The sequence below is a fragment of the Cupriavidus sp. 01L43 genome (assembly GCF_056399925.1).
Genome location: NZ_JBFTSH010000001.1, coordinates 288,737 through 302,717, shown reverse-complemented (window position 1 = coordinate 302,717; position 13,981 = coordinate 288,737). Strand labels below are relative to the sequence as shown.

Sequence of the window (13,981 nt, the reverse complement as noted above, 5' to 3'; positions counted from 1 at the left end):
TGCTTTGCGGGTAAAATCCCCGCTCGGGCGCCCCCGGGCGCCGACATCACTTTCTCCCCGCCCTCGCTTCCAAGCCGATGAAACAGTATCTCGACTTCATGCGCCATGTTTACGAGCATGGCACCGACAAGGCCGACCGCACCGGCACGGGCACCCGCTCGGTGTTCGGCTACCAGATGCGCTTCGACCTGAACGAGGGCTTCCCGGTGGTCACCACCAAGAAGCTGCACCTGAAGTCCATCATCCACGAACTGCTGTGGTTCCTCCAGGGCTCGACCAACATCGCCTACCTGAAGGAACACGGCGTGACGATCTGGGACGAGTGGGCCGACCAGAACGGCGAACTCGGCCCGATCTACGGCTACCAGTGGCGCGCCTGGCCGACGCCGGACGGCCGCCACGTGGACCAGATCGCCGACCTGATGCAGCAGATCCGCAACAACCCGGACTCGCGCCGCCTGATCGTCTCGGCCTGGAACGTCGGCGAGATCCCGCAGATGAAGCTGCCCCCCTGCCACGCGTTCTTCCAGTTCTACGTGGCCGACGGCAAGCTGTCCTGCCAGCTCTACCAGCGCAGCGCCGACATCTTCCTCGGCGTGCCGTTCAACATCGCCAGCTACGCGCTGCTGACGCACATGATCGCGCAGCAGGCCGGCCTGGCCGTGGGCGACTTCGTCTGGACCGGCGGCGACTGCCACATCTACAACAATCATTTCGAGCAGGTGGAAACCCAGTTCGCGCGCGCGCCGATGAAGCTGCCGACGCTCCAGATCCAGCGCAAGCCGGACAGCATCTTCGACTACAAGTACGAGGATTTCGCGCTGGTGGGCTATGAATCGCACCCCGCGATCAAGGCGCCGGTGGCCGTATGACGCTGCTGACCCTGATCGTCGCCCGGGCACGCAACGGCACCATCGGCCGCGACAACACGCTGCCGTGGCGCCTGCCGGAAGACCTCCAGCATTTCAAGCGTACGACGATGGGCGCGCCGGTCGTCATGGGCCGCAAGACGTGGGATTCCATCGGCCGACCGCTGCCGKGGCGCCGCAATATCGTGGTGAGCCGGAACCGGGACCTGAAGCTGGAAGGCGCCGAGGTGGTGGCATCGCTCGAAGACGCCCAGCGGCTCTGCGTGGGCGTGGAGCAGGTCTTCCTGATTGGCGGCGCGCAGCTCTACGCCGAGGCGCTGCCCAGCGCGGACCGGCTGATCGTTACCGAGATCGACGCCGACGTAGCCGGCGACGCGTTCTTCCCGGCCGTGGACCGGACCCGCTGGATCGAACTGACCCGCGAGACGCATCACTCCGAGGCCAACCAGTTCGACTACGCGTTCGTGACGTACGAACGGCCGCCTTCCGGCGAAGAGTAAGCCGAGGCTGCAAAAAAAACGGCAGGGTTCAAACCCTGCCGTTTTTCGTTGGGCGATCCAGCCCCAGTCCCCAGCCGGTCAGTTCCCGGCGATCGTCATCTGTTCGATCAGGATCGAGCCGGTTTCCTTGGTGCCGCGCACCAGCGAGTCCGCGCCGATGGCCACGATCTGCTTGAACATCTCGACCATGCTGCCGGCAATCGTGATTTCTTCCACCGGATACTGGATCACGCCGTTTTCCACCCAGTAGCCCGACGCGCCGCGCGAGTAATCGCCCGTCACGTAGTTCACGCCCTGCCCCATCAGCTCCGTCACCAGCAGGCCGGTGCCCATTTTCTTGAGCATGCCGGCGAAGTCGTCGCCCGGCTGGGTCAGGGTGCTGGTCAGCTTCAGGTTGTGCGAGCCGCCGGCGTTGCCGGTGGTCTTCATGCCCAGCTTGCGCGCCGAGTAGGTGGAGAGGAAATAGCCTTCCACCACACCGTCGCGCACCACGTCGCGCTCGCGCGTGCGCACGCCTTCCTCGTCGAACGGGGCGCTGCCCATCGCGCCCGGCACGTGCGGCGTTTCATGGATCTGGATGTCCGGACCGAACACGGCCTTGCCCAGCGTGTCGTACAAAAACGTCGATTTACGATACAGCGCGCCACCGGACACCGCCTGGACGAACGCGCCGAGCAGGCCAGCGGCCAGCGGCGCTTCGAACAGCACCGGGCACTTGCGCGTGGTCAGCTTGCGGGCATTCAGGCGAGCCAGCGCACGCTCGGCGGCGTAGCGGCCGATGTCCTCGGGCGCGGCCAGCGTCAGCGGGGAGCGCTTGGACGAATACCAGTCGTCGCGCTGCATGCCGCCACCCGAGCCGGCGATGGGCGCGCACGAGATGAAATGGCGGGAATACGGGTAGCCGCCCGAAAAACCGCGCGAGGTGGCCAGCACGAATTGCGAATGCTGCGCGGAAACGCTCGCGCCGTCGCTGTTGCGGATTTTCGGCGAGACCGCGAACGCGGCCGCTTCGGCGCGACGGGCGATGTCGATGGCGCCCTCGGCGTCCACCGTCCACGGGTGGAACAGGTCCAGGTTCTGCGGATTCTTCTCGAGCAGGTCTTCCTCGGCCAGCCCGGCGCAATCGTCCTCGGCGGTGAAGCGGGCGATGTTGTAGGCGGCCTCGGCCGTGGCGCGCAGCGCCGCCGGCGAGAAATCGGACGTGCTGGCGTTGCCGCGCCGCTGGCCGATCATCACCGTAACGCCAACCACCTTGTCGCGGTTCTGCTCGATCGTCTCCACCTGGCCCTTGCGCACCGTCACCGACAGGCCGCTGCCCTCCGAGATCTCGGTAGCGGCGTCGGTAGCCCCAAGCTCGCGTGCCACGCGCAGCACATCGGCCGCCATGGCCTTGAGCTGGTCCTGGGAATAGGTGAAATGCGAGGTTTTGTCGGCAATCTGGTCCATGCGGTGGTCCATGTGGGCAAGCGTGATCAAAAGTCCAAACGGGAATCATAGCAAGATAAAATGCCGGCTATGACGCGAAATACCCGTAGCCCCTCCAATTCCCGTTTCCCCGGTGGCTTTGCCCCCGAGCCGGACGACGACCTGCCCAAGAGCAAGTCGCAGCGCAAGCGCGACATGACCGCGCTGCAAGACCTGGGCGTCGAGCTCGAAGCCCTGGCCAAGGACCGCCTGGCGCGCGTGCCGATGCCTGAGTCGCTGGCGGACGCCATCCACGCCGCCCGCAAGATCAACAGCCACGAAGGCAAGCGCCGCCAGATGCAGTTCGTCGGCAAGGTCATGCGCGGGCTGGACGACGACGAACTCGACGCCATCCGCGCAGCGCTGGAAGGCTTCAAGGGCACCAGCAAGGCCGAGACGGCCCGGCTGCACCTGATCGAACGCTGGCGCGAACTGCTGCTGGCCGACGACGCGATGCTGACCAAGTTCCTCGGCGAGCACCCCACCGTGGACGTGCAGGCCGTGCGCAATATCATCCGCAATGCCCGCAAGGAGCGCGAAATGAGCAAGCCGCCCAAGTACTTCCGCGAGCTGTTCCAGGCCGTGAAGACCGCGCTGGAAGAGAAGGATGCCGCCACTGGCGCCGCAGCCGACGCCGCCACCCCGCCCGCACAGGAGCCCGAGGCATGACCGCTCCCCTGACTACGCCCGTATCTCGAAAGCATCCCGACGAGCTGATCGTCGGTTTCGTGTCGATTTCTGACCGGGCGTCGTCCGGCACCTACCAGGACGAGGGCATCCCCGCCCTGCGGGACTGGTTCGGCCGCACCCTGACCTCGCCGTGGCAAGGGGTGGAACGGCTGATTCCGGACGAGCAGGCGCTGATCTCGCGCACGCTGATCGACCTGGTGGATGTGGCGGGCTGCGACCTCGTGCTGACCACGGGCGGCACCGGCCCGGCACGGCGCGATGTGACGCCGGAGGCAACTCTGGCGGTCGGTACCAAGGAAATGCCAGGATTTGGCGAGCAGATGCGGCAGGTCAGCCTGCATTTCGTGCCGACCGCGATCCTGTCGCGGCAGGTGGCCGTGATCCGCGAGACGCCGGGCCGTGCCGCGCTGATCATCAACCTCCCCGGGCAGCCGCGCGCCATCCGCGAGACGCTGGAAGGTCTGCGCGATGCCGACGGCAAGTCCGTGGTCCAGGGCGTGTTCGCGGCGGTGCCATATTGCATCGACCTGATCGGCGGCCCCTACGTGGAAACCGACGAGGCCGTGGTCAAGGCATGGCGCCCGAAGCACGCCATCCGCGCGAAGTCCTGACTAGATATATACAGAGAGAGAACGGCTACTTCAGGCCGAGGTAGAGCCCGAGGGGCACGAACACCACGGCCCCGATGTTGCCGAGCAGCACGATGGAGGCCACCTGATCCGGCTCCTGCCGGAAATGGTCGGCCACCAGGAAATTGAGCACCGCCGGCGGCAGGGCCGCGAAGACGAACAGCAGCCCGCGCTGGAGATCGGTCAGCGGCACCCACAGCGCCAGCGGCAGCGCCACCGCAATGCCCACCAGCGGGCACACCGCCGCGCCCAGCAACCCCATCCCCCAGTTCCGCAGGCTGACGTCCTTCATCCGCACGCCGAGCGCGAACAGCATCAGCGGCACCGTGGCATCGCCCAGCAGCTTGATCGACTCGAAAACCGGCTCGGGCAGCGTGAACCACGGCCGCGCCAGCGACAGCGCCACGCCGGCCACGGTGGCCAGCACCATCGGGTTGCGGGCGATCTGCGTCAGCGAGGCATGCCGGTTGACGATCTTGAGCCCCAGCGTAAAGTGCATCAGGTTCGACGCCGCGAACAGCGCCACCGCCGGCGCCAGCCCGGCCGGGCCGAACGCGAAGACCGACAGCGGCAGGCCCATGTTGCCGCTGTTGTTGAACATCATCGGCGGCACGAAGGTGCGCGGATCGGCCTTGATCAGCCGGGCGACGATCCACGCAAGGATGCCGGAGCCGATCACCACCGCCACCGCGCAGCCAAGCAGCGCCAACTGGTCCGCCAGCACGAAATCCTTGCTGACGAAGGCCGAGACCACCAGCAGCGGCGCGATCACGTCGAGCGTGGCGCGGTTGATGCCGGTCATGTCTGGGTGGGCGCGCCGGCCGTAGAGCCATCCGACCAGGATGATCAGGATGACCGGCGTAATGATCGAAACGATACGGGTGAACATGGCGGAAGGGGCGGCGTAGCCGGGGCCCCTCCCCGTCAAGCGGAAGGACTGACCGGCCCGCGGGGTTCTTGTTCTGTCTTAGGCTGCCGGGGCGGTGGGCGCAGCGGGCGCCGCCGGGGTTTCCGTGGCGGCCGGCGTGGACGCCTTGATAAAGTGCGTGCGGTAGTAGCGCAGTTCCTCCACCGACTCGAGGATATCGGCCAGCGCCGTGTGCAGCTGGCGCTTGGCGAAACCCTTGTGGATGGCCGGCTCCCAGCGCTTGCAGAGTTCCTTCAGCGTGGAAACATCGAGGTTCCGGTAGTGGAAGAACGATTCCAGCTTCGGCATGTAACGCGCCATGAAGCGGCGGTCCTGGCAGATCGAATTGCCGCACATCGGCGACTTGCCGGCCGGCACCCAGCGCTTCAGGAACGCCAGCAGTTCGGCTTCGGCCTGCGCCTCGGTGAGCGTGGACGCCTTGACCTTGTCGATCAGGCCCGAGCGGCCGTGCGTGCCCTTGTTCCAGTTGTCCATGCCGTCGAGCACGGCGTCGGCCTGATGGATCACCAGCACCGGCCCTTCGGCCAGGATATTGAGTTCGGAGTCGGTCACCACCACGGCAACCTCGATAATCCGGTCGGAATCCGGCTGCAGGCCGGTCATTTCCATATCCAACCAGATGAGGTTGTTTTCACTTTTGACGGAGGTGGCGGCTGGGCTAGTCATCTGGGTACGGCTCGATATTGGGGACAGGAAGAAAACCGGCCGGACAGGCGTCCGGCGCGAACAATTTATAATTCTCGCATATCCGCCACAATTGCCCGGCTGCGTACCCTCGCCGCCGGTCGGCAGTCTCACCGAGCGACTTTCGCGAAACTACTATGGCCTTGCCGATGTTCACGTTGATTTTCCTGGCCGCGCTGGTCGTCATGGTGCTGACCAAGCTCTGGCTGGCCGCGCGCCAGGTGCGCCATGTCGGCCGCCATCGCGGCGCCGTGCCGGCCCGCTTCGCCGACACCATCACGCTCTCCGCCCACCAGAAGGCCGCCGACTACACCATCGCCCGCACGCGGCTGTCGATGCTGGAGGTGCTGGCCGGCGCCGCCGTTCTGATCGGCTTCACCATGCTGGGCGGGCTGCACGCGCTGAACCACTTCTGGCTCGGTGTGTTCGACGGCGGCGGTTACCTGTACGGGGTGGCGCTGATTGCCAGCGTGGCGCTGATCGGCGGCCTGGTCGACCTGCCGTTTTCGCTATATGGCCAGTTCGGCATCGAGCAGCGCTTCGGCTTCAACAAGATGACGTTTGGCCTGTGGCTGCTCGACCTCGCCAAAATGACGCTGGTCGCCTGCGTGCTGGGCCTGCCGCTGCTGCTGGCCGTGTTGTGGCTGATGGAGCGCGCCGGCACCTACTGGTGGGTCTGGACCTGGCTGCTGTGGATGGCCTTCAGCCTGCTGCTGCAGGTGATCGTGCCGACCTTCATCGCCCCGCTCTTCAACAAGTTCGAGCCGCTGGCCGACGAGGGCCTGCGCCAGCGCATCGAGGCGCTGCTGCGCAAGTGCGGCTTCGCCAGCAAGGGCCTGTTCGTCATGGATGGCAGCAAGCGCAGCGCGCACGGCAACGCCTACTTCACCGGCTTCGGCGCGGCCAAGCGCATCGTCTTCTTCGACACCCTGCTCTCCCGCCTGGACGGCGAGGAAGTGGAAGCCGTGCTGGCGCACGAGCTGGGTCACTTCAAGCGCCGCCACGTGGCCAAGATGATTGCTGTGACCTTCGCGCTCTCGCTGGTGTTCCTGGCGCTGCTGGGCTGGCTGTCCACGCGGGCGTGGTTCTACACGGGGCTGGGGGTGCTGCCGAACTTCGGCACCAGCAACCACGCGCTGGCGCTGGTGCTGTTCTTCCTGGCGCTGCCGGTGTTCACCTTCGTGCTCGGGCCGCTGGCCAGCCAGTCGTCGCGCAAGCACGAGTTCGAGGCCGACGAGTTCGCGGCCCATCAGACCAATGCCGGTCACCTCGTGTCCGCGCTGGTCAAGCTGTACAAGGACAACGCGTCCACGCTGACGCCCGACCCCATCTATAGCGCGTTCTACTATTCGCACCCGCCGGCGGCGCAGCGGATCGACCGCCTGCTGGCGCACGCATGAACCGTCACGCGCGCCATCACAACGCCGGCAAGGGCACCGGCCAAGCTTCCGAGACTGCACTGATCATCGCCGCCCATGGCCGCCACTATGTGGTGGAGCTGGGCGACGGATCGCGGATCCACGCATTCCCGCGCGGCAAGAAGAGCGACTGCGCCGTGGGCGACCACGTGGCCGTGGACATGGCCGCGGCGGACCAGTGCGTGATCACCGCCGTCTCGCCACGCAAGAACCTGCTGCATCGCTCGGACCAGTTCAAGTCCAAGATGCTGGCCGCCAATATCGACCAGGTGGTCATCGTGCTGGCCACGGAGCCGAGTTTTTCCGAGGATCTGCTGGGCCGCGCGCTGGTGTCGGCGGAGGCGCTGGCGATTCGTCCCCTCGTCATCCTGAACAAGACCGACCTGACCGCACGGCTGGACGACGCCCGGCGGCGCCTGAAGCTCTACCAGGACCTGGGCTACGACACCGTCGAGCTGTCCGTCCATGGCCGCCCGGGAGAGGCGTTGGCGACACTCCAGCCGCGCACGGCCGGGGTGTCGAGCATCCTGATCGGCCAGTCGGGCATGGGCAAGTCGTCGCTGCTGAACCTGCTGATTCCCGGCGTGGAAGCGCAGACGCGTGAAATTTCGGCCAAGCTCGATTCCGGCAAGCACACCACCACGTTCACGCGGCTCTATCACCTGCCAGCGGACTGGGGCACGGTCGAGGACCGGCCCGGCTACCTGATCGACTCGCCGGGCTTCCAGGAATTCGGCCTCCACCACCTCAGCGAAGGCATGCTGGAGCGCGCGTTCCCCGAGTTCCGGCCCAGGCTCACCGAATGCCGGTTCTATAACTGCCATCACATCAACGAGCCCGGCTGCGGCGTGCTGGCGGCCATCGACGGCGGCGAGATCTCCGAGCGCCGCCATCAGCTCTACACGCAGTTGCTGCACGAGTCCCGGCAGCAGAAGCCGTGGTAACCGTGGAGTAGCCCGATGAAGCTGCTATTGCGGTCCACATCGCTGGTTCATGCCGCGCACTGCGAAAACGTGCTGCGGGCGGCGGGCATTCGCGCCGAGGTCCGCAACACGTGGCTGGGCGGTGCGGCCGGGGACATCCCGTTCCAGGAGAGCGCGCCGCAGGTCTGGATTCTCGACGATGCGGCAGAAGCCGACGCCTGGGCCGTGCTCAACGCCGCCGCCAACCCGCCGCCGGGGCCACGCTGGCAATGCACGGGCTGCGCGGAATGGCACGAGGCGCAGTTTGCGTCGTGCTGGCGCTGCGGGGCGCATCGAGAGTAATCGGGAAAACCAAGGGAATAAAAAAACGCCACGATCGTGGCGTTTTTTCTTGGTGGATCTTGGTCGAAGGCCTGCGGTCAGCCCACCCAGAGCGCTAGCGACACCATCGCCAGCAACAGCATCCACAGGATGACCGCGCGCCAGACCAGCCCCACCGCCGATTGCAGCGTGCGCACGCCGGGGTCGGCGCCGTACTCGGGCGGCACCGGCTCGGCGGTGTCTTCCATGCCCGGCGCGTAGTCCACACCGGCCAGACTCGTGCGCAGCATCACGCTGGAGTCGTCCTCGGCCAGCGGCGCGCCAAGCCGCACGCCGAGCGCCCCGCCGCCGCTGGCGAGCAGGATGCCGTTGATCGCATCATTCCACTTGCGCGCGTGGTTGCGCCACGCGTACACGGCATCCTCGAAATTGCCGACGATGGCAAACCCGATCGCCGTCAGCCGCGAAGGTACCCAGTCCAGCACATAGAACGCCTGCGAGGCAAAACGCCCCAGCGCCGGGCTGCGCTCGTTCGACGGCTGGTTCCACTGCCGGCTGAGGAACTCGGCGGTGCGGTACAGCACGACACCGCCCGGGCCAATCGGCACCAGAAACCAGAAAAACACCCCAAATACATGGCGATGGACGGCGATGATGGCCGCCTCAAGCGTGTGACGCACGATCTCGCTGACCGGCATGTCGACCGTGTCCAGCCCGGTCCACTCATGCAGCAGCGTGCGCGCGGTATGCGGGTCGTCGCGATTCAGCGCCTCGTGGATATCGGTGAAGAAGTGGCTGAACTGGCGGAAGCCGAGGGTCAGATAGAGCAGCAGGACGTTCCAGGCCAAGGTCAGCGCCACGCTGATCGACGCCAGCAGGTAGTGGACCAGCACGGCAGCCAGCGTGAGCGGCAGCACCGCGGTCAGCCATGCCAGCGCGGCGTCGCGCGGGCGGCCCGTGTCGAAGGCGTGTTCGGCCCGCTCCCCCAGTACGCGCACGATGTCGTAAATAGGGTTATTCCGGCCCAAGGCTCGGAACTGTTCGGCGATCAGCGCCAGAAGAATGGAAACAAAGGTCATCGCGTGACGGTGGCGACGGACGTTGGCGCGACGGCGAAGTGCCGGTCCGGTCGCATTGCGGTATAGCCAGACGATAGCATAGCGTCACGCCGCACCGTCAATGGGAAAGACCTGTAAGCAGGTGTTAAACGCATCCATGAAAAAGCCCGCCGGGGGCACCGGCGGGCGGACGACGACAGCCTAACGTCGCGTTCAGGGCAGGTCGAAGACCAGCACTTCGGCCTCGCTGCCCTGGGTCAGGGTGATGGCCTCGACCGCTTCGAGCTTCGCAGCATCGCCGGCCCCGAGCGCCTGCCCATTCACCGTGATCGCACCACGCGCCACGTGCACATAGGCACGGCGGCCCGGGGCGATGGCCAGCGTGGCGGCCTCGTCCCCATCGAACAACCCGGCGTAGAGCCGCGCGTCCTGATGGATCACCACCGAGCCCTCAGCACCATCCGGGCTGACGACGAGGCGCAGCTTGCCGCGCTTTTCCTCGACCGGGAAATTGCGCTCCTCGTAGCCCGGCTCAATGCCGTTCTCGGCAGGAATCACCCAGATCTGCAGGAAGTGCGTGGTGTCGTGCGCGGCGTGGTTGTATTCCGAGTGCCGCACGCCGGTACCGGCGCTCATTCGCTGCACATCGCCCGGGCGGATAACGCTGCCATTGCCGATGCTGTCCTTGTGCGCAAGTTCGCCATCGAGCACATAACTGATGATTTCCATGTCCCGGTGGCCGTGCGTGCCAAAGCCCATGCCCGGCGCCACGCGATCCTCATTGATCACACGCAGCGGCCCGAACTGAACATGGCGTGGGTCGTAGTAATCTGCGAAGGAGAAGCTGTGATACGACTTGAGCCAGCCATGGTCCGCATAACCGCGTTCGTCTGACTTACGGATTTCAATCATTTTGATGGCCCTCCTTGTGGCCTCCGAGGTTCCCAAAATTGCCTGTCACAATCGGACTGGCTTGGGTCAGCGGCGTTTCGATGCTAGGCAGTTTAGGGGAGTCGGCGTATATTGGCGGGCACCCAGTTAGAAGAATTCATTCAGATTTTCTGAACATGCCACTCTCCCTCGAATCCCTCGAAGTCCTGGACGCCATCGAGCGCAAGGGCAGCTTTGCCGCCGCCGCCCACGAAATGGGCAAGGTGCCCTCGGCGCTGACCTATGTGGTCCGCAAGCTGGAGGAGGATCTGGACGTCCTGCTGTTCGACCGCCGCCGTCACCGCGCCGAACTGACCCCGGCCGGCCGCGCCCTGCTGGACGAAGGCCGCCACCTGCTCCACGCGGCCGACGACCTCGCGCGGCGCGTCAAGCGCCTCGCCACGGGCTGGGAGGCCAACCTCAGCATCGCCCTGGACGACCTCGTCAACTTTCGCGCGCTGCTGCCGGTGATCCAGGATTTCTATGCCGAGAACACCGCCACGCGGCTGCGCTTTTCGAAGGAAGTGCTAGGCGGCGCCTGGGATGCGCTGGTCAGCAACCGGGTCGATCTGGTCATCGGCGGGGCCTACGAGGCGCCCAGCACGCAGGGCTTCCAGGTGCGGCCGCTCGGGTCGGTGCCGTTCGTGTTCGCGGTGGCCTCGCACCATCCGCTGGCCACCGAGGAAGGACCGCTGACGACGATGCAGATCGCCAAGCACCGCATCGTGGCCGTGGGCGATACCTCGCGCAACCTGCCGGCGCGTACGCACGGCGTGCTGGCCGGGCAGGATGTCCTGGTGGTGCCGACCATGCGTGACAAGCTCGAGGCGCAGATCCGTGGCCTCGGCTGCGGCTGGCTGCCGGCCCCGATGGCCGCGCCCCATATCGAAAGCGGCGTGCTGCTGGCCCGTGAGACCGTGGAAGTGCGCGCGCCCGGCAATTTCAAGGTGGCGTGGCGCACCAGCTCGCGCGGCAAGGCGCTGCAATGGTGGACCAGCAAGCTCGAAGACCCCCGCCTTGCGCAGGCGCTGATGCAGCAGCCGCTAGCCAGCCAGCCGGCCTGAGGGAGTTGCCGATGCCCCGCTATCGCGGGCGCTTTGCGCCCTCGCCCACCGGCCCGTTGCACCTGGGCTCGCTGGTCACGGCGCTGGCCAGCTGGCTCGACGCCCGCGCCCATGGTGGCGACTGGCTGGTCCGCATCGAGGACATCGACTATCCGCGCTGCGTGAAGGGCGCCGATTTCGACATCCTGCAGACCCTGGAACGCCTCGGGCTGCACGCCGACGAGGCGCCCGAATGGCAGAGCCGCCGCGAGTCGCTGTACGGCGACGCGCTGCGCCGCCTCGACGCCAGCGGCCAGCTCTACCCCTGCGGCTGCTCGCGCAAGGAGATCGCCGACTCGCTGATCCATGTGCGCGAGCGCCACCAGACGCTCGGCTACCCCGGCACCTGCCGCAACGGCCTGCACGGCAAGCTGCCACGCGCGTGGCGGGTGCGCGTGCCGGACGGCCCGGCCGCGACCGTCTGCTTCGATGACCGCTGGCAGGGTCGCCAGTGCCAGGACCTGGAAACGGAACTCGGCGATTTCGTCCTACGCCGCGCGGACGGCCTGTGGGCCTACCAGCTCGCCGTGGTGGTCGACGACGCCGCGCAAGGCATCACCCATATCGTGCGCGGGTCCGATCTGCTCGACTCCACGCCGCGCCAGATCCATCTGCAACATCTGCTGGGCCTGCCCACGCCGTCCTACCTGCACGTGCCCGTGGTGGTGAATGCCGATGGCGAGAAACTCAGTAAGCAGAGCGGCGCGCAGGCCATCGACACGGCCGCGCCGCTGGAAGCGCTGCGCATGGCCGGGACGCATCTCGGCATCGCCAATGGCGAGACTAGCGTGCCGGGCTGGCTGGCGGCGGCCACCGGGCAGTGGGCGGTGATGCAGCGCTGACCGGGCGCTCTTCCGAACCTCGCGCACCAAACAAAAATGGCACCCGAAGGTGCCATTTTTTGTTGCCCGGGCAGTCTGTTACGACTTGCGCGGCGCGCCGCCCAGCAGCGCGGCCACGGGACGCTTCGGCGCCGGGCGGCCACGGCTCAGCGCGGCAGCCAGTTGCTCGTCGGCCGGCTGCGCGTTGGCGTGATGGTTCGACGGCTCGTACGGGCGCGAGAAGAACGGATCGTCCGACGGACGGAACGCCTGACGGCCACCGCTTTCGGTGCGGCGACGACGGCCCGGCACGGCTTCCGCCTCCGCCGCCGCTTCACCGCCGTTGTCACGGGTGCGGCGCACATCGGCACGCTGGCGACGACGGTCCGTTTCCTCTGTGCGCGCACGCTCGCCGGTCGGGTCGAAGCCATTCAGCTCGCCGCGCGGAATGCTGCGCTTGATCAGTTTCTCGATATCGGCCAGCAGGCGGTCATCGCCGCCCTGCACGTAGATCGAGAGCGCATCGCCGCTGGCGCCAGCCCGGCCCGTACGGCCGATGCGGTGCACATAGTCTTCCGCGCTGTACGGCAGGTCGAAGTTGATCACGCACGGCATGGCCGGGATGTCCAGGCCACGGGCGGCCACGTCGGTAGCCACCAGGGCGTCGATCGTGCCGGTCTTGAAGCCTTCCAGCGTCTGCATGCGTTCGGTCTGGGTCTTGTCGCCGTGGATGGCGGCGGCGTTGATGCCCTCGCGCTCCAGGTGACGCGCCAGGCGCGAGCAGCCGATCTTGCTGTTGACGAACACGATGCACTGGCGCGAATCGGTTTCCGACGCGCGCTGCTTGAGCAGGTGCACCACGGCGGCCTGCTTGTGGCCGTCTTCCACGCGGTAGACCATCTGGCGCACGTTCTCGTTGGTCGAGTTGCTGCGCGCCACTTCGATGGTCACCGGCTGCTTCAGGTAGCTCGAGGCCAGCCGCTTGATTTCCGGCGAGAACGTGGCCGAGAACAGCAGCGTCTGGCGTTGGGCCGGCAGCAGGTTGATGATGCGCTGCAGGTCCGGCAGGAAGCCCATGTCGAGCATGCGGTCGGCTTCGTCCAGCACCAGCATCTGCACCTGCGACAGGTTCACCGACTTCTGCTGCACGTGGTCCAGCAGGCGGCCCGGCGTGGCGACGAGGATTTCCACGCCACGGCGCAGCGCATCGGTCTGCGGGTTCATGTCTACGCCGCCGAACACCACGGTGCTGCGCAGGTCGGTATGCTTGGCGTAGCGCGCCACGTTGTCGTAGACCTGATCGGCCAGTTCGCGCGTCGGCGTCAGCATCAGCGCACGCACCGGGTGGCGCGCGGGCGAGGCACTCGCGTTCGACATCGGCAGCAGGCTCTGGATGATCGGCAGCGCGAAGCCTGCCGTCTTGCCGGTGCCGGTCTGCGCGGCGCCCATCACGTCCTTGCCGAGGAGGACCACCGGAATGGCCTGCGCCTGGATCGGCGTCGGCGTGGTGTAGCCCTGTTCGGTCAAGGCGCGCAGGATGCGCGAATCCAGCCCGAAGCTTTCGAACGTTTGCTCTGCGGCTGGGGTCTGGTCTGGGGTGGTCGTCATCGTCATGGTTTCGGTGTCTGGCGGGCGAGGCCCGC

The 13,981-nt window shown here is 66.7% G+C and carries 15 protein-coding genes; 9 read left to right on the top strand and 6 right to left on the bottom strand.

Going from position 1 to position 13,981, the window contains the following annotated elements; genetic code table 11:
• Positions 1-77: 77 nt before the first annotated feature.
• Both AC1DP9_RS01430 and AC1DP9_RS01425 read left to right on the top strand, forming a co-directional pair.
• Positions 78-872: a thymidylate synthase gene (locus AC1DP9_RS01430; RefSeq protein ID WP_477106422.1), complete on the top strand. Its 795-nt coding sequence runs from the start codon at positions 78-80 to the stop codon at positions 870-872.
• Positions 869-1,369: a dihydrofolate reductase gene (locus AC1DP9_RS01425; RefSeq protein WP_477106421.1), complete on the top strand. Its 501-nt coding sequence runs from the start codon at positions 869-871 to the stop codon at positions 1,367-1,369. Before AC1DP9_RS01430 ends, AC1DP9_RS01425 begins: the two co-directional genes overlap by 4 nt.
• A gap of 78 nt (positions 1,370-1,447) precedes the next feature.
• On the opposite strand, the gene pmbA is transcribed toward AC1DP9_RS01425, so the two are convergent.
• Positions 1,448-2,815: a metalloprotease PmbA gene (gene pmbA, locus AC1DP9_RS01420; RefSeq protein WP_092290863.1), complete on the bottom strand. Its 1,368-nt coding sequence runs from the start codon at positions 2,813-2,815 to the stop codon at positions 1,448-1,450.
• A 69-nt stretch (positions 2,816-2,884) separates the two neighbouring features.
• Here pmbA and yjgA point away from each other — a divergent pair, with 69 nt between their 5' ends.
• Together yjgA and mog are read left to right on the top strand one after the other, a co-directional pair.
• The gene (gene yjgA / locus AC1DP9_RS01415) at positions 2,885-3,502 is read left to right on the top strand and encodes a ribosome biogenesis factor YjgA (RefSeq protein ID WP_304441446.1); all 618 of its coding nucleotides are present in this window, start codon (positions 2,885-2,887) and stop codon (positions 3,500-3,502) included.
• Positions 3,499-4,134 carry a molybdopterin adenylyltransferase gene (gene mog, locus AC1DP9_RS01410; RefSeq protein ID WP_477106420.1) on the top strand — a complete coding sequence of 212 codons (636 nt, stop codon included), beginning with the start codon at positions 3,499-3,501 and terminating at the stop codon, positions 4,132-4,134. Before yjgA ends, mog begins: the two co-directional genes overlap by 4 nt.
• Positions 4,135-4,159: 25 nt before the next feature.
• Here the strand turns inward: mog and AC1DP9_RS01405 are convergent, their stop codons facing one another.
• Complete coding sequence (locus AC1DP9_RS01405; RefSeq protein WP_477106419.1) at positions 4,160-5,041, bottom strand: AEC family transporter; 882 nt, start codon at positions 5,039-5,041, stop codon at positions 4,160-4,162.
• Positions 5,042-5,119: 78 nt separating this feature from the next.
• Positions 5,120-5,746: an oligoribonuclease gene (gene orn / locus AC1DP9_RS01400; protein ID WP_092290314.1), complete on the bottom strand. Its 627-nt coding sequence runs from the start codon at positions 5,744-5,746 to the stop codon at positions 5,120-5,122.
• Positions 5,747-5,913: 167 nt separating this feature from the next.
• Here orn and AC1DP9_RS01395 point away from each other — a divergent pair, with 167 nt between their 5' ends.
• From AC1DP9_RS01395 to AC1DP9_RS01385, 3 genes are read left to right on the top strand one after another with little or no spacing between them, the layout of a single operon-like run.
• Positions 5,914-7,164, top strand: a complete 1,251-nt coding sequence (locus AC1DP9_RS01395) for a M48 family metallopeptidase (protein WP_092290865.1) — start codon at positions 5,914-5,916, stop codon at positions 7,162-7,164.
• Complete coding sequence (rsgA, locus tag AC1DP9_RS01390) at positions 7,161-8,126, top strand: ribosome small subunit-dependent GTPase A (RefSeq protein ID WP_477106418.1); 966 nt, start codon at positions 7,161-7,163, stop codon at positions 8,124-8,126. Before AC1DP9_RS01395 ends, rsgA begins: the two co-directional genes overlap by 4 nt.
• 15 nt (positions 8,127-8,141) lie before the next feature.
• A complete protein-coding gene (locus AC1DP9_RS01385; protein ID WP_441590569.1) occupies positions 8,142-8,447 on the top strand; it encodes a putative signal transducing protein in 306 nt (101 codons plus the stop codon).
• A gap of 77 nt (positions 8,448-8,524) precedes the next feature.
• Here AC1DP9_RS01385 and AC1DP9_RS01380 read toward each other — a convergent pair whose 3' ends face one another.
• Complete coding sequence (locus AC1DP9_RS01380; protein WP_092290320.1) at positions 8,525-9,505, bottom strand: CobD/CbiB family protein; 981 nt, start codon at positions 9,503-9,505, stop codon at positions 8,525-8,527.
• Between the two features lie 192 nt (positions 9,506-9,697).
• A complete protein-coding gene (locus AC1DP9_RS01375) occupies positions 9,698-10,396 on the bottom strand; it encodes a pirin family protein (RefSeq protein WP_441644036.1) in 699 nt (232 codons plus the stop codon).
• Between the two features lie 155 nt (positions 10,397-10,551).
• Between AC1DP9_RS01375 and AC1DP9_RS01370 the strand changes: the two genes are divergently transcribed.
• Positions 10,552-11,478 (top strand): LysR family transcriptional regulator, encoded by a 927-nt coding sequence (locus AC1DP9_RS01370; RefSeq protein WP_144199677.1) that lies wholly within the window; start codon positions 10,552-10,554, stop codon positions 11,476-11,478.
• Positions 11,479-11,489: 11 nt separating this feature from the next.
• Complete coding sequence (gene gluQRS / locus AC1DP9_RS01365; RefSeq protein WP_477106417.1) at positions 11,490-12,359, top strand: tRNA glutamyl-Q(34) synthetase GluQRS; 870 nt, start codon at positions 11,490-11,492, stop codon at positions 12,357-12,359.
• 78 nt (positions 12,360-12,437) lie between these two features.
• On the opposite strand, the gene AC1DP9_RS01360 is transcribed toward gluQRS, so the two are convergent.
• A complete protein-coding gene (locus AC1DP9_RS01360; RefSeq protein ID WP_092290328.1) occupies positions 12,438-13,952 on the bottom strand; it encodes a DEAD/DEAH box helicase in 1,515 nt (504 codons plus the stop codon).
• Positions 13,953-13,981: the final 29 nt, after the last annotated feature.